22 protein-coding genes are annotated in these 20,661 nt (G+C 72.1%); 18 read left to right on the top strand and 4 right to left on the bottom strand.

Going from position 1 to position 20,661, the window contains the following annotated elements:
* Positions 1-73 precede the first annotated feature (73 nt).
* The 7 genes from EDF51_RS01305 to EDF51_RS01335 are packed head-to-tail and all read left to right on the top strand — an operon-like array spanning position 74 to position 8,920.
* A complete protein-coding gene (locus tag EDF51_RS01305; protein ID WP_159573002.1) occupies positions 74-1,114 on the top strand; it encodes an LLM class flavin-dependent oxidoreductase in 1,041 nt (346 codons plus the stop codon).
* A complete protein-coding gene (locus tag EDF51_RS01310) occupies positions 1,111-2,487 on the top strand; it encodes an LLM class flavin-dependent oxidoreductase (RefSeq protein WP_131878873.1) in 1,377 nt (458 codons plus the stop codon). Before EDF51_RS01305 ends, EDF51_RS01310 begins: the two co-directional genes overlap by 4 nt.
* The gene (locus EDF51_RS01315; RefSeq protein WP_134193611.1) at positions 2,484-3,806 is read left to right on the top strand and encodes an NtaA/DmoA family FMN-dependent monooxygenase; all 1,323 of its coding nucleotides are present in this window, start codon (positions 2,484-2,486) and stop codon (positions 3,804-3,806) included. Before EDF51_RS01310 ends, EDF51_RS01315 begins: the two co-directional genes overlap by 4 nt.
* 56 nt (positions 3,807-3,862) lie before the next feature.
* Positions 3,863-5,425, top strand: a complete 1,563-nt coding sequence (locus tag EDF51_RS01320; protein ID WP_131878871.1) for an ABC transporter substrate-binding protein — start codon at positions 3,863-3,865, stop codon at positions 5,423-5,425.
* On the top strand, positions 5,422-6,405 hold the full coding sequence (locus EDF51_RS01325; protein ID WP_131878869.1) for an ABC transporter permease: 984 nt from the start codon (positions 5,422-5,424) through the stop codon (positions 6,403-6,405). Before EDF51_RS01320 ends, EDF51_RS01325 begins: the two co-directional genes overlap by 4 nt.
* Positions 6,402-7,298 (top strand): ABC transporter permease, encoded by an 897-nt coding sequence (locus EDF51_RS01330; RefSeq protein WP_123938233.1) that lies wholly within the window; start codon positions 6,402-6,404, stop codon positions 7,296-7,298. Before EDF51_RS01325 ends, EDF51_RS01330 begins: the two co-directional genes overlap by 4 nt.
* Entirely contained in the window at positions 7,295-8,920 is a 1,626-nt protein-coding gene (locus EDF51_RS01335) for an ABC transporter ATP-binding protein (protein ID WP_165932332.1), read from the top strand. Before EDF51_RS01330 ends, EDF51_RS01335 begins: the two co-directional genes overlap by 4 nt.
* A gap of 143 nt (positions 8,921-9,063) precedes the next feature.
* Here the strand turns inward: EDF51_RS01335 and EDF51_RS01340 are convergent, their stop codons facing one another.
* Positions 9,064-9,900 carry an alpha/beta hydrolase gene (locus EDF51_RS01340; protein ID WP_131878865.1) on the bottom strand — a complete coding sequence of 279 codons (837 nt, stop codon included), beginning with the start codon at positions 9,898-9,900 and terminating at the stop codon, positions 9,064-9,066.
* 207 nt (positions 9,901-10,107) lie between these two features.
* On the opposite strand from EDF51_RS01340, the gene EDF51_RS01345 reads away from it, so the two are divergent.
* Positions 10,108-10,422 (top strand): hypothetical protein, encoded by a 315-nt coding sequence (locus EDF51_RS01345; protein ID WP_123672695.1) that lies wholly within the window; start codon positions 10,108-10,110, stop codon positions 10,420-10,422.
* 86 nt (positions 10,423-10,508) lie between these two features.
* Here EDF51_RS01345 and EDF51_RS01350 read toward each other — a convergent pair whose 3' ends face one another.
* Complete coding sequence (locus EDF51_RS01350; protein ID WP_131878863.1) at positions 10,509-10,841, bottom strand: hypothetical protein; 333 nt, start codon at positions 10,839-10,841, stop codon at positions 10,509-10,511.
* Between the two features lie 104 nt (positions 10,842-10,945).
* On the opposite strand from EDF51_RS01350, the gene EDF51_RS01355 reads away from it, so the two are divergent.
* Positions 10,946-11,881 (top strand): AraC family transcriptional regulator, encoded by a 936-nt coding sequence (locus tag EDF51_RS01355; protein ID WP_243650021.1) that lies wholly within the window; start codon positions 10,946-10,948, stop codon positions 11,879-11,881.
* A 61-nt stretch (positions 11,882-11,942) separates the two neighbouring features.
* On the opposite strand, the gene EDF51_RS01360 is transcribed toward EDF51_RS01355, so the two are convergent.
* The gene (locus EDF51_RS01360) at positions 11,943-12,605 is read right to left on the bottom strand and encodes a GAP family protein (RefSeq protein WP_159573006.1); all 663 of its coding nucleotides are present in this window, start codon (positions 12,603-12,605) and stop codon (positions 11,943-11,945) included.
* Between the two features lie 17 nt (positions 12,606-12,622).
* Positions 12,623-12,877, bottom strand: a complete 255-nt coding sequence (locus EDF51_RS01365) for a DUF6458 family protein (RefSeq protein WP_123340453.1) — start codon at positions 12,875-12,877, stop codon at positions 12,623-12,625.
* 179 nt (positions 12,878-13,056) lie between these two features.
* Here EDF51_RS01365 and EDF51_RS01370 point away from each other — a divergent pair, with 179 nt between their 5' ends.
* The 9 genes from EDF51_RS01370 (at position 13,057) to EDF51_RS01410 (ending at position 20,648) form a co-directional block, all read left to right on the top strand.
* Positions 13,057-13,485, top strand: a complete 429-nt coding sequence (locus tag EDF51_RS01370) for a DUF6325 family protein (protein ID WP_131878859.1) — start codon at positions 13,057-13,059, stop codon at positions 13,483-13,485.
* A gap of 8 nt (positions 13,486-13,493) precedes the next feature.
* Positions 13,494-13,796, top strand: a complete 303-nt coding sequence (locus EDF51_RS01375; RefSeq protein ID WP_131878857.1) for an SHOCT domain-containing protein — start codon at positions 13,494-13,496, stop codon at positions 13,794-13,796.
* 57 nt (positions 13,797-13,853) lie between these two features.
* Entirely contained in the window at positions 13,854-14,360 is a 507-nt protein-coding gene (locus tag EDF51_RS20120; protein WP_159573007.1) for a DUF1269 domain-containing protein, read from the top strand.
* Positions 14,361-14,388: 28 nt separating this feature from the next.
* Positions 14,389-14,883, top strand: coding sequence for a DUF1269 domain-containing protein (locus EDF51_RS01385; RefSeq protein ID WP_123292617.1), 495 nt, complete (start codon positions 14,389-14,391; stop codon positions 14,881-14,883).
* 81 nt (positions 14,884-14,964) lie between these two features.
* The gene (locus tag EDF51_RS01390; protein ID WP_133936688.1) at positions 14,965-15,684 is read left to right on the top strand and encodes a GAP family protein; all 720 of its coding nucleotides are present in this window, start codon (positions 14,965-14,967) and stop codon (positions 15,682-15,684) included.
* Between the two features lie 31 nt (positions 15,685-15,715).
* On the top strand, positions 15,716-17,074 hold the full coding sequence (locus EDF51_RS01395; protein WP_131878853.1) for a hypothetical protein: 1,359 nt from the start codon (positions 15,716-15,718) through the stop codon (positions 17,072-17,074).
* Positions 17,075-17,125: 51 nt separating this feature from the next.
* On the top strand, positions 17,126-18,337 hold the full coding sequence (locus EDF51_RS01400; RefSeq protein WP_131878851.1) for an AI-2E family transporter: 1,212 nt from the start codon (positions 17,126-17,128) through the stop codon (positions 18,335-18,337).
* Positions 18,334-19,011: a GAP family protein gene (locus EDF51_RS01405; RefSeq protein WP_131878849.1), complete on the top strand. Its 678-nt coding sequence runs from the start codon at positions 18,334-18,336 to the stop codon at positions 19,009-19,011. Before EDF51_RS01400 ends, EDF51_RS01405 begins: the two co-directional genes overlap by 4 nt.
* On the top strand, positions 19,011-20,648 hold the full coding sequence (locus EDF51_RS01410; protein WP_243837058.1) for a solute carrier family 23 protein: 1,638 nt from the start codon (positions 19,011-19,013) through the stop codon (positions 20,646-20,648). The genes EDF51_RS01405 and EDF51_RS01410 overlap by 1 nt, the downstream gene beginning before the upstream one ends.
* Positions 20,649-20,661 lie beyond the last annotated feature (13 nt).

A 20,661-nucleotide genomic window follows, 5' to 3' on the forward strand; every position in this document is an offset into this window, starting at 1 on the left:
CGCCCCGTTACGTCGACGCTCGTGCGCGTCGCTCGCTCGTGTTTGCATCGCTCCACTGACGAGGGAGTGTTGCATGACGCACGTCGAACGCACCGCCCGCGCGGCCACGGTGCCGTTGCGGATCGCGGTGTTCTCGCACGGCACCGAGGCGCCGCCGGCGACCCGGGCCTACCGCGAGGAGCTCGAGCTCTTCACCGCGGCGGAACGCCTCGGGTACGACGGGGCCTGGGTCCGCCAGTTCCACTTCCGGCACGACGACGCACCGGCTCGCGGCGGTCTGCCGTCCCCGTTCGTCTTCTTCGCCGCCCTCGCCGAACGGACGTCCACCCTGCGCCTCGGGCTCGGCGCGGTCACGCTGCCGCACGAGGACCCGGTCCGGGTCGCCGAGGACGCCGCCGTCCTCGACGCGATCAGCGACGGCCGGGTGGAACTCGGCGTCGCGAACGGTGGCGGCCCGGAGACCCTCGACGTCTTCGCGCCCGGTCTGGTCGGGGCCGACCACGACACCCGTCGTGCCGCGTTCGACGAGCAGCTCGCACGGCTGCTCGACGCGCTGCGTGGTGCGTCACTCGGCACGGGGACCGCACGCCTGAACCCGGACGGCAGCGGGCTGCTCGACCGGATCTGGGACGCCACGCTCAGCGCCGAGAGCGCCGCCATCGCCGCCCGTCGGGGGCACGGAGTGCTGATCGGCACCACGCAGACCGTGCCGGCCGAGGTCACCGCGGACGCCTACCACGCCGCACTGCCAGACGGCGCTGTTCCCCGCGTCGCGCTCTCGACGGCGATCTACCCGGCCCCGGACCGCGAGACCGCGCTGCGCGAGGCGCGTGCGGGCATCGAGGCGAAGTACGCGTGGGGCGAGTCGTTCCTGCCGCCGGCGACGACCCTGGCCGAGAAGGCCGCGTCGCTCAACCTCCACTACGGCACGGCCGACGACATCGCGGAGTCGATCGCGTCGAAGCCGTACTCCCGGTACGCGACGCAGCTCAACGTGCAGGTCGACGACGGCTACTCCGACGTCGGTGCACGGACGGACGCCCTCGCGCTGTTCGCCGAGCAGGTGGCCCCGCAGCTCGGCGCCGTCCTGGCCCACGAGGCGGTGACGGCATGACCCGCGACGGCGGCCTGGTGCTCGGCGGGATGGTGTTCTACCCCGGCGGCGAGCACGTCACGAGCTGGCGCCTGCCGGGCAGCGAACCGAACGCCTACCTGGACGTCGAGTACTACGTCCGGTTCGCGCAGACGCTCGAGCGCGGTGGGTTCGCGACGCTGTTCATCGCCGACGAGCTGTACGTGTGGGACCGCTTCGCATCGGGCATCGACCACGCCGTGAACATCCGCACCGAGCCCTTCACCCTGCTCGGTGCCCTGTCGCAGCGGACCGAGCACATCGGGCTCGCCGCGACCGTCTCGACCACCTACAACGAGCCGTACCACGTGGCCCGGAAGCTGGCGTCGATCGACCACCTCAGCGAGGGCCGGGCCGCCTGGAACCTCGTCACGAGCGCCTCGGACGAAGAGGCCTGGAACTTCGGTCGCGACGCGAACCTCGACCACGCCGTCCGCTACCGCCGGGGTGCCGAGTTCGTCGACGTCGTGCAGGGCCTCTGGGACAGCTGGGACGACGACGCGTTCCTGTACGACCAGGAGTCCGGGTACTTCGCGAAGCGCGACGGACTGCACGTGCTCGACCACGAGGGCGAGTTCTTCCGCGTGCGCGGGCCGCTCAACATCGCCCGGCCGCCGCAGGCCCACCCGGTGCTGTTCCAGGCCGGGGCGTCCGAGGCCGGCCGCGCGCTGGCCGGGGCGAAGGCCGAGGGCGTCTTCACCCTCTGGCAGGACGACCTCGCCGACGCGCAGGCCCTGTACGCCGACTACAAGCGCCGCGCCGTCGAGCACGGACGTGACGCGTCGTCGATGCTGATCCTGCCGGCGGTGTCGCCGGTGATCGGCGACACCGAGGCCGACGCGCTGCGGCAGCTCGACGAGATCGAGGAACTGACACCGGACCGCGTCTCGCTCGACCTGCTGTCCCACTACCTGCAGACCGACCTGTCCGACCGGCCGCTCGACGCACCGTTCGAGCACGTCTTCGACGAGACGGCGATCAACCAGTCGAAGTCCGTCTACGAGTCGATCCGCCGCATCGCCGCCGAGGCCACCACGCTGCGCGAGGTCTACCGGACGATCCTGCGCCGTCGGTTCCTGCCGGGCACGCCCGAGCAGATCGCCGACTGGCTGGCCGAGCGCTACGAGCAGGACGCCGCCGACGGCTACATGCTCGCGTTCTCGTCGATCCCGGTGAGCGTCGACCGGTTCGTCGACCAGGTCGTGCCGGAGCTCGAACGTCGTGGCGTGTACGACCGCACGTACCGCGGCGACACCCTGCGGGAGCACCTCGGGCTGGCGCGACCGGCGAGCCGGTACGACGGTTCGGCAGCCGCGCCCGCGCCCGCGGCTGTCGACCAGGAGGCGTCCGCATGAGCGACCGCATCCTGCTGGGCGCCTTCGCCTTCCACCCGGGCGGCGCGCACGTCACCGGGTGGCGGCACCCGTCCTCGCGCCCCGCCGAGCACCTGAGCATCCGGCACCACCGCCACATCGCGCAGACCGCCGAGCGCGGGGTCTTCGACACGCTCTTCCTCGCCGACGGCCTGTACTTCTGGGACCGGTACCCGTCGGGCGTCGACCACTACGGTGCGCTGCGGCCCGAACCGTTCACGCTGCTCGCCGCGCTGTCCCAGGTGACGTCGCGGATCGGCCTCGCCGCGACCGTGTCGACGACCTACAACGAGCCGTACCACGTGGCCAGGACCCTCGCCTCGCTCGACCACCTCAGCCGTGGGCGAGCCGCGTGGAACCTCGTCACGAGCCGCTACGACGAAGAGGCTCGCAACTTCGGTGGTGACGCCCACATCGACCACTCCCGGCGGTACGAGCGCGGTCGCGAGTTCGTCGACGTCGTGAACGGGCTGCTGGACAGCTGGGACGACGACGCGATCGTGGCCGACCCGTCGTCCGGGGTCTTCGCGCGCCGCGACGGCCTGCACCGTCTCGACCACGAGGGCGAGTTCTTCCGGGTGCGCGGGCCGCTCAACATCGCCCGGCCGCCGCAGGGCCACCCGCTGCTGTTCCAGGCCGGCGGGTCCGAGTCCGGGCTGGAACTCGCCGCCGACACGGCCGACGCGGTGTTCACCCGTGGTGGCTCCACCGCGGACGTCCAACGCTTCGTCGACGACCTGCGCGCCCGCGCCGTCCGGCATGGCCGCTCCGCCGACGCGGTGAAGATCATGCCGTCGGTGATGCCGGTCGTGGGGGAGACCGCCGCCGACGCCCGAGCCGAGGCGGACGCGATCCTCGCCCTGACGCCGGACGCTCTCATCCTCGAGGACGTGTCGCACCAGATCGGGCAGGACCTGTCCGGCCGCGACGTCGACGTGCCGTTCGACTACGCCGAGGAGTTCGACACCTCGAACGAGACCCGCTCGCCGAAGCCCGCGGTCGACCGGCTCCTCGCCGACGGCCCCGCGACGCCCCGCGACGTCTACGCGTGGTCGTACCGCCGCAGCCTGCTGACGGGCACCGGACCGGAGATCGCCGACCGGTTCGAGGAGCTCGCCGACGACGGTGGCGCCGACGGCTTCATCGTGCAGTTCCCGTACCTGCCCGGCGGGATCGACCGGTTCGTCGACCACGTCGTGCCCGAACTGCAGCGCCGCGGCCGGACCGCCACGGCGTACGACGACCTCACCCTGCGCGAGCGCTTCGGACACCCCCGGGTGCCGGACCGCGCGCACCGCTGACCGCTCCACCCCTCCCAGCACCGCACCCCTGCAACCCGAACCCCTAGGAGTCATCCGTGACCGTCGACCTCACGTCGCGGCGGCGTCGCCTCAAGCGCCTCGCCCTCGCGGCCACCGCGTCCGCCCTCGCCCTCACGCTCGCCGCGTGCTCGTCCGGCGGCGACGCCTCGCCCGGATCGTCCTCGGACACCGGCACCTACACGCTCGGACTCCAGGAGCCCGACAGCACGATCAACCCGCTCACCACCTCGGACTACAACGCGATGTTCATCGTGGGGTTGGCGTCCGAGGGCCTGCTCAGCCAGGACGCGAAGGGCAAGCTCGAGGGCCGTCTGGCCGACTCGTGGAAGGCGTCGTCCGACGGACGCACCTGGACGGTGCAGCTCCGCGACGACCTGCAGTTCTCCGACGGTGCCGCGCTCACGAGCAAGGACGTCGTCGCGACGTTCGACTCGATCATCGGCAAGGACAGCCAGTCGCCCGGCAAGTCGAGCTTCGACGGCATCCTGCAGTCGGTCGCCGCCGACGGTGCCTCGACCATCGACTTCACGCTCGCCAAGCCGTACGCCGACTTCCCGTACCTGCTCACGGGCTCGAACACGACCATCCAGCCGGCCGGCTTCGACGCCGGCGCGAACTGGGCCAAGCAGCCCGTCGGCGCCGGACAGTTCGTGCTGACGAAGTACTCGGCCGGCCAGGGCGCCACGTTCACGAAGAACCCGGACTACTGGGACGCGAAGGACGTGGAGCTGCAGCAGGTCGACGTGAAGTTCTACGCCGACGACCAGGCCCAGCTGCTCGCGTTCCAGAGCGGGGAGATCGACCAGATCGCCGCCAGCCCCACCGCGACGTCGACGCTGCAGGCCTCGGACTACACCGAGACCGAGCCGTACTTCAACAAGTTCGACGGCATCTTCCTCGACGTCACCAAGGCGCCCTTCGACGACCCGAAGGTCCGTGAGGCCTTCGCCCTCGCGATCGACCGTGAGGAGATCGTCAAGACGGTCTACGGCGGCGCAGCCGAGGTCGGCAACGACACCACGTTCTTCCCGAGTTCGGCGATCCGACCGAAGGGACTCGAGCAGCGCGAGCAGGACAAGGCCGAGGTCGCGGACCTGCTCGGCGGCAGGACGGTCTCCTTCGAGATCACGACGCTCGACGCCGAGAAGGCCCTCGCCCAGGTGGTGCAGCAGCAGCTCGAGGCGGTCGGCGGGTTCGACGTCACCCTCAAGGTGCTGACGAGCGCGCAGTACTACGCCGACGGCGACGACACCCCGTGGCTGAACGCCCCGGTGACGATCACCAACTGGGCGCAGCGCCTGCCCGCGCAGTACGTCGACCTGATCTACCGCGACGGCGCGGTCTGGAACGCCTCGAAGTACTCGAGCCCGGAGCTCGAGCAGCTGACCGACCGGTACGAGTCGACGACCGACGAGTCGGAGCGGCAGGACCTGGCGAACCAGATCGCCGAGATCGAGTGGACCGACCTGCCCGTGATCGTCCCCGCGTTCGCGTCGAGCAGCATCCTGCTGCAGAAGCGCGTCACGGGCACCTTCCGGTCGGGGCAGGACTTCCCGGGCGGGTTCGACTTCCGGGGCATCGGGGTCACCGCGTCATGAGCACCGCGCGCCGCCGTCGTCTGCTGACCCTGGTCGGGCAACGGGTCGTCCAGATCCCGCTCGTCCTGGTCGTGGTCTCCGTCCTGACGTTCTGGCTCGTCCAGGTCGTGCCGGGGGACCCGGGCCGGAACGCCCTCGGGCAGTACGCGACGGCGGCGCAGGTGCGCGCGTGGAACGTCGACCACGGCCTCGACGGGTCCCTCGTCAGCCGGTACCTGCACTGGATCGGCGGGTTCGTCACGGGGGACTGGGGCACGAGCTTCGTCTACTCCGAGCCGGTCCGCGACCTGGTGCTCGGTCGTCTCGGCAACTCCCTGCTGCTCGGCGCGTACGCGTTCGTCATCATGGTGCCGGTCGCGATCACGCTCGGTGCCGTGCAGGCGTACCGGCAGGGTCGCCGCTCCGACCGTGCCGTCACGGTCGGGCTGCTGACGATCTCGGCGGTGCCGGAGTTCGTCGTCGGGATCGTGCTGCTGCTCGTCTTCGCGGTCTGGCTGCGGGTGGTGCCCGTGCAGGCATCCGGTGCGCTCGACGCCGGGTTCGGCGAGCGGCTCCGGGTGCTCACGCTGCCCGCCGTGGTGCTCGCCCTGGCGTACCTCGCCGTCCTGACCCGGATGGTGCGTGCGGGGACGATCGAGACGATCCGGTCGCAGTTCCACCGCACCGCCGTGCTCAAGGGCCTGACCACCGGCCAGGTCGTCCGCCGGCACGTCGTCCGCAACGCGCTCATCCCGACGTTCTCGGTGCTCGGCATCTACCTCGGCACCCTGCTCGGCGGCAGCGTCATCGTCGAGACCCTGTTCTCCTACCCGGGCCTCGGCGCGCTGCTCGTGTCGGCCGCCGAGCGCAAGGACGCCCTGCTGCTCGAGAGCGGGGTGATGCTCGCCGGGGCGCTCTCGCTCGGCGCGCTCCTGCTCACCGACCTGCTGTTCGTGGTGGTCGATCCCCGGATCCGCTTCGAACGGGTGGCCACCGCATGACCGCCGTCGTCCCCGGCGCCGTCGAGACCGACGCCCTCGCTGGTCGGCCGTCGGCGTCGACCACCACGGGCACCGCACGGGTCACCCGCCGCGGGTGGCGCGGACTCCTCCGGCGTCCCACGTTCCTGGTCTCCGTGGCGATCCTGCTCTGGTGGGTCGTCCTGGCCGTGGGCTGGCACCTGCTCGGCCTGCAGCCCTTCGCCCGCACCGGTGAGCTCCTGCAGGCGCCGAGCGCTGCGCACTGGTTCGGCACCGACTCGCTCGGCCGCGACGTCTTCGCCCGCGTCGCCGCCGGGGCCCGGCCGGCGCTCGTCATCGGCCCGTTCGGCGCGGCGCTGGCGACCGTCGTCGGCGGCACCCTCGGCCTGCTCGCCGGCTACCACCGCGGCTGGGTCGACACCGCCCTGATGCGGTTCTTCGACGTGCTGCTCGCGTTGCCCAGCCTGATCTTCCTGGTCGTGCTCGTCGGTGCGTTCGGGGTGTCGACGCCCGCGCTCGTCCTCATCGTCGGCGTGCTCTTCGCGCCGGGCATCGCGCGGATCGTCCGGGCCGCGGTGCTCGTCGAGATGGGCAAGTCCTACGTCCAGGCCGCACGGCTGCAGGGCGAGAGCGCCGTCCGGGCGATGGTCACCGAGTTGCTGCCGAACGTGATCGGGGTCTTCGTGATCCAGGCGGTCCTGAGCCTCGGTGCCGCGATCTTCATCACCGCGTCGCTGTCGTTCCTCGGGCTCGGTTCACAACCACCGGCCGCCGACTGGGGGCTCGACATCAACGCGAACCGCGCCTACCTGCAGGCCGCGTGGTGGACGGTCGTGTTCCCGGGTGTCGCCGTGGCGTCGATCGTCGTGTCCGCGAACCTGATCGCCGACAACCTCAAGGAGGTCTCCGAGTGACCGAGCAGACCGGCACGCGCGAGCAGCCCCGGACCACCGGCACGACCGACGCACTGGTCCGCGTCGAGGGGCTCACCGTGTCGTACCGCGGCACCCGGGTGGTCGACGACGTCGCCTTCGTGATCGAGCCCGGTGGCTCGTACGGGCTCGTGGGCGAGTCCGGCTCCGGCAAGAGCACCGTCGCCGGCACGCTGACGGCGTCGCTCGGCCCGGACGCCGCCGTCGGATCGTCGGCGCTGGTCGTCGACGGCGTCGACGTCGCGTCCCTGCGCGGTGAGCGCCTCCGGCGGTTCCGGCGCGACGTCGTGGCGGTCGTCCACCAGGAACCCGGCCTCGCCCTCAACCCGACGATGACGGTCGGACGCCAGGTCGCCGAGGTCCTGCGCGCCACGGGCTCCGGCCGCGCGGCTGCGGACACCGCGACGATCGAGGCGTTCACGCGGGTCGGGCTGCCCTCGCCGACGACGATCGGGGTCCGGTACCCGCACGAGCTGTCCGGCGGTCAGCAGCAGCGCATCGCGATCGCGATGGCCCTGGTGGCCCGTCCGCGCCTGCTCGTGCTCGACGAACCGACGACCGGCCTGGACAGCACGGTCGAGGCGGGCATCATGGCGCTCATCGACGAGCTCCGGACCGAGATCGGCTTCGCGACCCTGCTCATCAGCCACAACCTGCCGCTGGTTGCGGCGCACTGCGGACGGGTCGGGGTGCTCCGCCACGGGGTGCTCGTCGAGGAGGGCACCGCGACCCAGGTGCTGCTCCACCCCACGGAGCCGTACACGAAGCAGCTCGTCGACGCCCTGCCCGACATCACGACGGGCAAGGCAGGAACGGCGGGCAAGGCGGGGACGACGGGCACCACCGCCGAGACCGCGCAGCACGACGTGCTCGCGACGATCAGGGGCCTCCGCAAGGAGTACGACGGCGCCGTCGCCCTCGACGGCATCGACCTCGAGCTGCGCCGCGGTGAGGTGCTGGGCGTCGTGGGGGAGTCCGGTTCCGGCAAGACGACCTTCGGCCGAGCACTCGCCGGACTGGTCCGACACGACGGCACGATCGCGCTGGACGCCGGCGACCGGACGCCGGCCGGCACCCCACCCGTGCAGGTCGTGTTCCAGAACGCGGACGCCTCGCTCAACCCGCGGCGCACGGTCCGACAGGTGCTCGGACGGGCGATCCGGCTGCTGCACGGCGACGGCACCGCCGAGCAGCTCGCGGCGCGGGTCGGGCTGCCCGCCGACGTCCTCGACCGCCGGCCGGCCCAGCTGTCCGGCGGGCAGAAGCAGCGCGTCGCCATCGCCCGGGCGTTCGCCGGACCGGTGCCGCTGGTGGTGTGCGACGAACCCACGTCGGCCCTCGACGTCTCGGTGCAGGCGCGGATCCTCGACCTGGTGCTCGACTTACAGAGCACCACCGGCACGACCTGCGTGTTCATCTCGCACGACCTCGCCGTCGTGCGCCGGGTCGCCGACCGCATCGCGGTCTTCGACGGCGGTCGTGTCGTCGACGTGGGCCCCGCGGAGCGGCTGTTCGACGCGGACGCGCACCCGCGCACCCGCGAGCTCGTCGCGGCCGCGCTCGACCTGCGCCGGCGCGCCGGTCTGGTGGCTCCCGCGGCCTGAGTGGGGCCCTGGACCTGCGCACAGGGCGGACGGGCGCGGGCCGATCAGCGTGACGCGCCAGCGGCACGCGGGCCGCGCCGACCGAGCCTGCGAGGGAGGGGTGGCGGGTCTGCCACGGGCCTCCCGTCCGCCCTGTCTCCGCGCTACTTCGCGAGGAACGCCAGCACCACGCGGTTCCACTCGTCCGGGTGGCTGACGTTGACGCCGTGCGGGCCGCCGGACACGACGTGCAGCTCGGAGCCGGCGATCGCGGCGTGCGTGCGGGCACCCGAGCCGTCGAACGGCACGGTCGCGTCGCCGTCACCGTGGATGACGAGCGTCGGCACGGTGACCTTCGGCAGGTCGTCACGGAAGTCGGTGTTCGCGAAGGACGCCATCGCCTCGAGCGCGGCGGTCTTCGACGCCTGCTTCGCGAGCGTGAGTGCCTGCTGCCGGTCCTCCTCGGAGACGACCAGGGTGCCGTCCACCGAGAAGAAGTCGGTCGTGAACTGGTCGTAGAACGCGTCCTCGTCCTTCGTCAGGCCCGCGGTCATCTCGGCCGCCTGCTCCTTCGGCAGCGGGCCGTCCGGGTTGTCCGAAGTCTGCAGCAGGTACGGCGGCACGGCCGAAGCGAAGACGACGCTGTGCAGCCGCTCGGTGCCGTACTTCGAGAAGTAGCGGGCGACCTCGCCGCCGCCCATCGAGAAGCCGACGAGGGTGACGTCTCGCAGGTCGAGCTCGGTGAGGATCGTGTGCAGGTCCTCGGTGAGGTGGTCGTAGTCGTAGCCGGTCTTCGGCTTGTCGCTGCGACCGAAGCCGCGACGGTCGTAGGTGACGACGCGGTGTCCGGCGTCGACGAACGCCGGGACCTGCTTGCTCCAGGACTCGCCGGACAGCGGCCAGCCGTGGATCAGGACGACGGTGCGGCCGGAGCCGCCGGTGTCGTCGACGTGCAGGTTCGTGTCCTTGAAGAGCCCGTGGTGGGCGGTGATCTCGGTCAAGAGTCGCTTCCTTCCCGCGCCGCACGGGAGGCGGCACGCACCTCGTTGCTACCAGCGGGATCCCGAGCGACAGCGCGGAGTGGACAGACCCCTCGGCGTCGGCGTCGGCGTCGGTGTCTGTGACGGGAGCGGCGACCACGGCCTACTGTCCAGCAGGATCAGGGAACCGTCACCGCGGCGGATGCCCCTCGTCACGAGGGAGCACCGATGAAGTACGTCAACTACGCGGGGACCGTCCGGGTCCTGACCGGTGACACGGTCGCCGACGCGGTGATCCGGTACGCGGCCGCCCTGCACCAGAGCCGGTTGAGCGACGTCGTGTCGGTCCCGACGACCGACGACTTCGGCGCGGCCAGCACGGTGGAGCTGCTCCTCGCACCAGCGGTGGCAGTCGCCCTGGAGCCGGCGCCGGACGACGACCTGGAACCCGAGAGTGGTGCGTTCCTGGCCGAGCTGAGCCGACGCACCGAGGCGGTCCTGGCGGTCGACGCCAGCAGGTTCCCGACCGACCTCGGCCGGTGAGCGCGTTGCGCGCGGTGAGCGCGGTGCGCGCGGTGGGCTCGGTGGGCGCGGTGCGCGCGGTGCGTGTCGCTCCGACCGCGCTGCGGTCAGGCGACCGGTCCGTCGCCCGTCAGGTCCGAGCGGGTGTCGGCGTGGATCGTCTCAGGGTGGTCGAACGTCCGCGCTGCAGCACGCAGGCGTTGCACGAACTCACCGTTCTCGACCTCGAGCTCGTCCTCGTCCGCGTCGGCGACGACGATCTCGCTCGACGGGCCGATGAGGATCTTCGTGGTCGTCATCGTGCCGTCCTCCGCCACCGTCGGGACCGCGATCGCGTCGGCGCGACTGCCGCCGGCGAGCGCCGCGGCGTACTCGATCACGGCGTCGGCGACGTCGTCGCTCGTCAGGAACGTGGAGCGGTCGTACTGGATGTACTTCATGTCGCATCAGTCAAACGCGCGGATGCTGGTCGTCGTCCAGGAAACCCGGCGCGTCGTGCGTTGCGCGGATGCCGACATGTCGCGAGGATCATCACGTGCCCGAGATGATGCACCGCACGCAGCGGGAGATCAGGACAGACGAGCCGTCGGTCGCGGCCGAGGCGCTGTCGGTGACCCACGTGACCCACGGACTCACCGTGGAGGCGACCGGAGAGGGCTTCGTCTTCGAGGAGCGAGTGCGGGGCACCGCCCTGCTCTCCCTCGAGTCGACGCGGTGCACGGGTGCCCTGAGCGGCGCGGTCGAGCCCGGGCGGGCGATGATGATCGTCTGGGTGAAGGCCGGTTCGGCGCAGGTCGACGACAACCCGGTGCAGATCGGCCGCCCCGTGCTCTACCGACAGGACCCGCAGCGGTTCCGGTGGGTGGACTTCCAGCACGACGTGCTGCGCATCGACCGGTCGATCGTCGAGCAGGTCGCCGCCGAGCGCGGTGACTGGGCGCCGGGTCCGCTGGAGTTCCGTCCCCGACACGTGCCAGAGGGTGCGCCGCTCGCCGCCTGGTGGCTCATGGTCCGGTCGGTCGCGCAGGAGGTCCTGCAGGGTCCGACGGACGTGCCGCTCGAGCGGGAGCGGGAGCTCGCCCGGTTCGCGGCCGGCGGCTTGCTGACCGCGATCCCGCACTGGCCGGTGGGGCAGCACGAGCCGGTGATGGCGTCGACCGCGCGCTTCGCCCGTGCCGAGACGTTCCTGCTCGACCACGCGACCGAGCAGATCACCGTCAACGACGTCGCCGAGGCCGCGGGGCTGAGTGTCCGAGGAGTGCAGGCGGCGTTCCAGCGGCACCACGGCATCACGCCGACGATGTACCTGCGTCGGATCCGGCTCCTGCTCGCCCGGGAGCAGCTCGAGGCCGGCGACGACCGCAGCGTCGCCGAGATCGCCCGGGCGACGGGGTTCGCGCACCTGGGCCGGTTCGCGGGGAGCTACCGGCAGGAGTTCGGGGAGCTGCCGCGGCAGACGGCGCTGGCGGCGCGGGAGTAGCGGTCCGTCGGCCGGCGGTCGGTCGTTGTCGACGGCTTCGCGCCGGCTCATCCGTCGGACGTCAGAGCCGTCCGAGGCCGTCGCCGACCAGGACCGCGCCGACGAGCACGAGGACGACGACGGTCACGGCGCGCGAGTTGTGCCGCAGCCAGGTGCGGAACCGCTCCAGGTCCGCGCGGGCCGGCTCCCCACCGACCAGCGCGAAGACGATCGGCCCCGTCACCGTGGCCGTCATCAGCAGGGTGCTCGCCCCGACGAGGACGGTCGACGGCACCGCCGGCAGCTCAGCCGGGGCGAGCACGATGCCGACGCCGGACGCCAGCAGCAGGGCCTTCGGACGCAGCGCGAGCACGGCGCCCACGGCGAGCGCGACGGCGGGTCGGACGGTGCCGACCGCCGCCGTCAGGAGTGCGCTCGTCCGGCTCGGTCCCGCTGCGGCGGGGCGCCGGAACACGACCCCCGCGGCGACGACCGAGACGACCCCGAGCAGGCACTCGCCCAGGCCGAGGCCCGGTGACGCCGTCGCCGGCAGGTCCACGACGAGGACACGGCCGAGCAGCGCCGTCGCGGCGACCGTGACGACGAAGACCCCGGTCACCGAGCCGACCGCGAACAGGACGGCCGGACCGAGGCCGCGACCGCCGAGCAGCAGGGTGAGCACCGCGGCGATGGGGACGGAGCTCAGCGCACCGGCGATGGCGAGGGGCAGCAGCTGGCCGATCACGGCGAGCACGGTGCCGGTCAGACCCCTCGGTCGTCCTCGTCGACCCGGCGGACGACACGCTGTCCGGTCACGGGGTCGATCTCGGTGACGACGCTCGTCGTGGCACGGCGCGGGCGGAGCCGGAGGACGATCCCCAGCACGAGGACCAGGAAGCCGGCGACCATCAGGATGTAGCCGATGAGCTGGATGTCGATGCCGACGACCGTGAAGTCGAACGCGAACGCCATGATCGCGCCGACGACGAGCAGGAAGATCCCACCGCCGATGCTCACGGTGTCACCGCGGGTCGTGCTGTCACGGGGTTCATGGACGCAACGATCAACGGCCGGTGCCGGCGGTGCATCACCCGCCCCGGGTGATCTGCGGAGGCGTGCCAGATCACCCGCTCAGGGTGGTGCCCGACCGGTTCCGCCGCGGCTACACCTGGTGCCATGACCACAGGGGAGGCACCGTGACCACCTTCACGTACGGCCCGGCCGAGGTGTTCGTCGTCTCGTTCCGAGGCGAGCTGCCCGACGACGCCGTGCTCGGCGCGCTCGTCGACCTGACGGACGCCGAGACGGTCCGGGTCCTCGACCTGCTGCTCATCAGCCGGGCCGAGGACGGCACCGTCAACGTCCGCGAGGTCGACGACGTGACCAGGACCGGCACGTCCGGCTCGGTCGCCCTGGAAGCCCGCGGCCTGGCCGCCAACGACGACGTCGACCAGGTCGCGGACACGCTCGCGCCCGGGACCTCGGCCGCGATCGTCGTGATCGAGCAGCTCTGGGCCAAGGACCTGGCGGAGCGGTTCGCCGACAGCGGGGGCCAGCTGCTCTGGAGCGCACGCGTCCCCGCACCGGAACTCAACGACCTCGCCGCTTCGGCGCACATCGGGTAGGAGACACCATGCCGTTCCGACGATTCGGCCGACCCGGCCTGCTCGGGCTCGCTGCACGGACCGCGGTCGTGGCCGGGACCGCGTCGGCGGTCGGCGGTGCGGTGCGCGGGCACGAGGAGCGTGCGGCAGAGGACCGCGCCGCAGAGGAGCGGGTGGCAGCGGAACGCGCCGCAGCGGAACGCTCCGTGGCGGACGTCCCCGCCGCTCCCGACCTGCTGAGCGAGCTCGAGCGACTCGGCCGGCTCCGGCAGCAGGGCCTCCTGTCCGACGACGAGTTCGCCGCCGCCAAGCAGCGCCTCATCGGCGGGTGACGGACACCGACCACCTGCAGCACGACCGTTCAACAACCACGAGGAAAGGGAACCCCCATGGCCACCACGACCACGACCACCGCCACCGACTCGACCGTCGGTGTCTTCGCCACGAGTGACGAGGCCCTCGGCGCCGCCAAGGCGCTCAAGGACGCCGGGTACGGCGACGACGTCGTCTCGATCGTCGGCAAGGGCGTCAAGGACGAGAAGAAGGTGCACGGCTGGATCCCGGTCGGCAACGAGGCCGGCACGTTCGGCGGGTGGGGTGCCCTGTGGGGCGCGCTCACCGGTTGGCTGCTGCTCGGGTTCGTCTGGCTCCCGGGCATCGGGTGGGTCGCTGCCGCCGGGTGGCTGGCCAGCACGCTCGTCGGAGCCGGCATCGGTGCGGGTCTCGGCGCACTCATCGGCCTGGCCGTCCCCGAGGACGAGATCCCGCAGTACGAGGACGACCTGAAGGCCGACCGGTACCTCGTGATCGTGCACGGTGACGGCGAGACCGTCGACGCCGCCCACCGCATCCTCGACGGCGCCGGCCCGGTCCGGGTCAGCCGCTACTCCGAGTGACGACCACCACCAACGGAAGGAAACGATCATGGCAGACCTCATCGTGATCTCGTTCGACGACGACGCCAGTGCCGTCGCCGCCTACGAGGAAGTCCAGCAGCTACAGAGCGACCTCGTCGTCGAGCTGTCCGGCCTCGCGCTCGTCCGCGTCGACGACAAGGGCAAGACGCACGTCGAGACCCCTGGTCCGGCGGGCAACGTCGGGGCCGGTGCCGCCGGAGGTGCCCTGTTCGGCACCCTCCTCGGACTCCTGTTCTTCGTGCCGTTCTTCGGACTGGTGATCGGCGGTGCGCTCGGCGCGCTGTTCGCCGGGCTCGACAAGACCGGGCTGAACGCCGAGTTCCGCGACCGGGTGAAGAGCGCCGTCGCGGACGGTCGTTCCGCGGTCGTCATCTACGCCACGAAGATCACCGAGGACAAGTTCGGTGCAGCCCTCTCCCGCTTCGGCGGGACCATCGTGCAGACCTCGTTGTCGGCAGACGACGAACACGAGCTCGCGCACGACATGACCGGCGCGCGCTGAGCGTGCGCCCCGGGCGACGCGCCGCCGACACCTGACGTCGGCGGCGCGTCGCCACCCCCCCCCCGTGGAAGGACCGGGCTCATGGGTGCGCTCATCGTCGGACTCATCGCGCCGGCGCTCGGGATCCTGCTCAGCCCACTGGCGATCATGGCCCTGGTGGCCGAGCTGCTCTCGCGGCGGTACCGCGCCAACGGCCTCGCGTTCTTCATCGGCTGGTTGCTCGCCACCGTCGTCGTCGTGGGGGTCTCCGTCGTGGTGTTCACCGCGATCGACTTCCACCCCCGGACCGACACCCCGCTCTGGACGGCCGTGGTCCGGCTGGTCATCGCACTCGGGCTGATCGCCGCCGCGGTCTGGGTGTTCCGGCGCGGCGGCCGTGACCTGCGGAAGATGTCCGAGGCGTCGACGCCAGAGCAGGTCGCGGCAGCCGCACCACAGCTGCCCGGCTGGCTGCAGAAGGTCAGCGAGTTCACGCCGGCGCGGTCCCTCGCACTCGGGTTCGGCATCTTCGCCGTCAACCCCGTCGACGCCTCGTGCGCGATCATCGCCGGCATCGACATCGCGGGCGCTCCGGTGACCGCCGGGCAGGGCGCCGCCGTGGCGATCGCCTTCGTCGCCGTCGGGGTCGCACCGATCGCCGTCCCGGTGTTCTTCGTGCTCGCGCGTGAGGACGCTGCGGCACCGCTCCTCGAGCGCCTGCGCACCTGGATCGCCGGCCACACCAACGTGCTGAACGCGGCGCTCATCTTGGTCATCGGTGTGCTGCAGCTGCAGAAGGCCGTCTCCGCCCTGATCTCCTGACGTTCGCCGCTCCCGGGAAGGACCGCAGCCCATGACCACCACCGAGGACGAACTCGCCGCACTCCGCGCCGAGAACGAGCGCCTGCGCATCCGGCTCGCCGGGCAGGACTCCGACGACACGACGGTCCGCCGCCGCGGGTGGGGCTGGGCGATCCCGTCCGCCGCACTGATCGTCGTCGGGGCGCTGCTCGCACCGGTGGTGGTGATCACCACCTGGGCACAGCGCGAGGTCACCTCGACCGAGGCCTTCGTGGCGACGTTCGCGCCGCTCGCCCGCGACCGGGCGGTCCAGACGCTGGTCGCGGACCGCACGGTCGGCGCGATCGAGGACCAACTGGACGTCGCCGGGCTGACGGGAGCGCTCTTCGACGGCATCCGCGGGCTGGACCTGCCACCCCGGGCCAAGACCGCGCTCTCGGCGCTCGAGGCACCGGCGACCGCCGGCATCCAGGACCTGGTCTCCGGCACCGTGGACCGGTTCGTGGCGTCCGATCAGTTCGCCGACCTGTGGAAGCAACTGCTCCGCACCGGGCACACCCAGATGGTGGCGTCGCTCAGCGGCGACCGACGGGCAGCGGTCGCGATCGGGGCGGACGGGTCGATCGGCATCCAGCTCGGGCCGGTGGTCGCCGAGGTCAAGGAGCGGCTCGTCGACCGGGGGCTCACCTTCGCCGAACGGATCCCCGCGGTCGACCGGACCATCGTCATCGCGACGTCCGACGCGGTGGTCCGGGCGCAGACCGGGTACACCCTGCTGCAGGTGTCCGCCGTGTGGCTGCCGTGGCTCCTGGTCGCCTGCATCGCCGTCGGCGTCGTCATGGCCAGACGTCGGGCCCGGGCGCTCACCCTCGCCGCAGTCGGCGTCGCCCTCGCCATGCTCGCCACGCTCGCCGGGATCGGGATCGGACGGGTGTTCGCGGTGCGGGCGCTGGCGCCGGACCTCATGCCACGCAACGCAGCTCGAGCCGTCTACGACACCGTGGTCGCCTTCGCCGCGCACGCCGCCGTGGCCGGCGCGGTCCTTGCGGCGTGCGTGGCCCTCGTCGCGTGGTTCGCCGGCTCGTCCGACACAGCCCGACGTCTGCGGAGGCTCGCCGTCCGCGGTGCCGGGGCACTCCGCCGCCGCGGCGACGCCCTCGGCATCGGCACCGGGCGGGTCGGGGTGCAGCTGTACCGGGGCAGGGTCGTCATCCGCACCCTCGTCGCGCTCGGTGCGGCCACCGTCATCGTGCTCAGCCGCCCGCTCGAACCGGCGCTCGTCGTGTGGACCCTGGTCGGCGCGCTCGTCCTCGTCGCCGTGCTCGAGGTGATCCAGCGTCCGGAGGGGGCTCGCGGCGACGCCGGGGTCTCACCCGGAACTGACGATCCCGTCGGTTCCGCAGCGCACTAGCGTCCGAGCACGGCATCCGGGGACCGGGGCCGCGAGGGAGACGAGGCCCCGATGTCACTCTGGAAGCGCCGATCGCACCGACCGCGCCGACCCGCCGATCCGGCGACGCCGAGCCACGCCGGGCCCGACGCCGGTCCCGACGCCGCGCCGGCAGCCACGGTCGGGTCGGGTCGCGGGCTGCGCATCATGCTCGGTCTCGCCGCAGCGGTCGTCATCGCCGTCGGCTGCTCCCGGTTCGCCGGCATCATCGCTCCCACGGCGCTCGCCCTCGTCGTCACCATCTGCGTCCAGCCGGCCCGGGTGTTCCTCGAACGACTCGGCTTCGCCCGGAGCCTCGCCTCTGCGGTCGTCATCGTGGTGATCCTGGTCCTGCTGGTGGGGTTCTCGCTGGCGCTCGTGGTCTCGGTCGCCCAGTTCGCCACGCTGTTCCCGCAGTACGCCGACCAGATGCACGCGGTGGAGGACCAGCTCGGGCAGTGGTTGACGTCGCTCGGCGTCGGGCAGCAGGAGGTGCAGAGACTGCTGGCGGGGCTGAGCCCCGGCACCGTCATCGGCGCGGTGTCGGACCTGGTCGGCAGCGTCTTCGGCCTCGGCGTCGGCCTGGTCGTCGTCCTCGCGCTGATCGTCTTCATGACCCTCGACGCAGGGTGGGGTCGACTCATCGCCGACCGGCTCCGGCCGGTCCGCCCCCAGCTCGTCGAAGCACTCACCGGGTTCACCGTCAGTGTCCGCCGGTACATGGTCGTCACGGCCGTCCTCGGCGCCGCGGTCTCCGCGCTCGACGCCCTCGCGCTGGTCCTGCTCGGGGTCCCCGGTGCGGCGCTCTGGGGCCTGCTGGCCTTCATCACCGGCTTCATCCCGAACATCGGGTACTGGATCGGCATCATCCCGCCGGTGATCCTCGCCCTGCTCGCGAACGGCTGGCAGAACGCGATCGTCGTCATCGTCGTCTACGCCGTGATCAACGGGGTCATCCAGTCCGGCCTGCAGCCGCACATCGTCGGGTCGGCGGTGTCCCTCAACCAGACCATCGCGTTCCTGTCCGTCGTCTTCTGGTCGGCCGTGCTCGGGCCGATGGGTGCCGTCCTCGCCATCCCGCTGACCCTGCTGGTCCGCGCGGTCCTGGTCGACGCGAACCCGGACGCGCGGTGGATGCGCCCGGTCCTCGGCGACGTGACCGGCCTCGGGCCCCCCACTGGGCGGACGGAACGCCGCGCACCGACCGCTCCCGGCGGCACCACGACGACGAAGGGCACCCCGTGAACACCGCTCCGCTCATCGGCGAGCTCCTGCCGCAGGCCGTGACCATCGCGATCAGCCCGATCCCGATCATCGCCGCGATCCTGATGCTGCTCGCGCCGCGCGCCAGGTCGGTCGCGACGGCGTTCCTGGTCGGCTGGGTCGTCGGCATCGCGGTGGCCGTCGTGGTCGTCACCCTGCTGTCGTCCCTGATCCCGGCCGGTGACCCCGACGCGTCGCAACCCGTCGCCGGTGCCGTGAAGCTGGTGCTCGGCGTGCTGCTCGTGCTGCTCGCCGTGCGGCAGTGGCGGGCACGGCCGGCCCCTGGCACCACGGCGACGCCCCCGAAGTGGATGTCCGCGATCGACTCGATGACACCGGTGCGCGCCGCCGGACTGGCCTTCCTGCTCGCCGCCGTCAACCCGAAGAACCTCATGATGGCCGTGGCGGCCGGCGTCACCGTCGGTACCAGCGGCGCGGACACCGGGTCGGTCGTCTGGGCGCTCGTCGTGTTCGTCGTCCTCGCCTCGCTGAGCATCGCCGTCCCCGTCGTCGGCTACCTGGTCGCCCGCACCCGGGTGCAGGGAGCGCTCGGGGCGCTGCGCGACTGGCTCACCGCCAACAACGCCACGATCATGGCGGTCCTGCTGCTCGTCATCGGTGTGACGACCATCGGCAAGGGCCTCGGTGCGTTCTGATGCGCATCCTGGCCGGGCTCGACCGTCACTCGTGGCGCACGGAGGCCCTCTCCGGCGTGACCCTCGCGGCGATCGCCATCCCGCTGAACATCGGGTACGCGCAGATCGCCGGTCTGCCACCGACCGCCGGGCTGTACTCCCTGATCGTGCCGGCGGTGCTGTTCGCCCTGCTCGCGTCGAGTCGACAGCTGGTGGCGTCGCCCGACGCCGCGGCGGCCGCGCTCGTCGGATCCTCGCTCGCCGGGCTCGCGGCGACGGGCAGCGCGTCGTACGTCCAGCTCGCACTGGCGCAGGCACTCGTCGGCGCCGTCGTGTTCGCCCTGTGCGCCGTCCTGAAGCTGGGGTTCCTGGCGAACTTCCTGTCCGCGCCGATCCTGGTCGGGTTCGTGGGCGGGCTCGCGCTCGACATCCTGCTCAGCCAGGTGGCGAAGATGCTCGGGGTCAAGGTGAACAGCGGTGACGAGTTCCTCCCGCGGTTCGGGGAACTCGTCACCGGGCTCGGACACCTCAACGTGTGGTCGGTGTGCCTGTCCGTCGGGTCCGTGGCCGTGCTGGTCATCGGCCGTCGGTTCCGAGCGATCCCGTGGGCACTCGTCGTGCTCGTCCTGACGACCGTCGTCCTGATCGTGTTCCGGCTGGACGACGCCGGCGTGGCCGTGCTCGGCGAAGTGCCCGCCGGACCACCGACCCTGACGTGGCCGCAGATCTCGTGGCACCAGTGGGTCCAGGTCATCCCGAGCGCCGTCGCCCTGACCCTCGTCGCGATGGCCGAGGGGCTGCTCGTGGCCCGCCGGTACGCCGAAGCGCACGACTACACGGACCGGGCGAACCGCGACCTCTGGGCGTTCGGTGCAGCGAACCTCGGCTCCGGCCTCACCGGCGGGTTCACGGTCGGTTCGTCGGCCTCGCGGACGGCGGCCATGGACCAGAGCGGGTCCAGGACCCAGCTGCCGTCGCTGATCGCCGCGGTGCTCACCCTGCTCGTCGTCTGCTTCGGCACCGCGCTGCTGCAGGACATCCCCTCGCCGGCGATCGGCGCGATCGTCGCAGTCGCGGTCGTGCCGCTCCTGGGCCTCCGCGACTTCGCCCGGCTCTGGCGGCTCCGACGGTTCGAGTTCGCCGTCGCCGCCGTCTGCTTCCTCGGGGTGCTGCTGCTCGGCCCGATCATCGGCATCGCGATCGCCTTCGTCCTGTCGCTCGTCAACGTCATCCGGTCCGCCGCGAACCCGCCCGCCGACGTCCTGGTGCCGAGCGGCGACCCGGTCGACGTGTTCCGGGCTGCCCGAGACGGCAGCGTCTCGTCGGCACCCGGCGTCGTGGTCCTCCGGTTCTCCGGACCGCTCTTCTTCGGCAACGCCCAGCGCTTCGCATCGGCGGTCCGCTCCATGCTCGCCCCTGACGACCAGGCTGTCCCGGTGCACGCCCTGGTGCTCGACTGCAGCGCGGTCACCGGGATCGACACGACCGCGGCGGACGTCGCCGGCGAGGCGCTCGACTGGGCCCGCGCCAACGGGGTCGAGGTCGGCTTCTCGCGAGCACGGGCGGCGACGCGGGCCGACCTCGAGCACTTCGACCTGGTCGGGGGCAGTCGCTTCTTCCCGAGCAACCGGGCGGCCGTCGCCGAACTCGGCCGCTGAGGTCACTGAGCCC

Source organism: Curtobacterium sp. PhB25 (genome assembly GCF_004365375.1).
In the GTDB taxonomy this organism is placed as follows: Bacteria; Actinomycetota; Actinomycetes; order Actinomycetales; family Microbacteriaceae; genus Curtobacterium.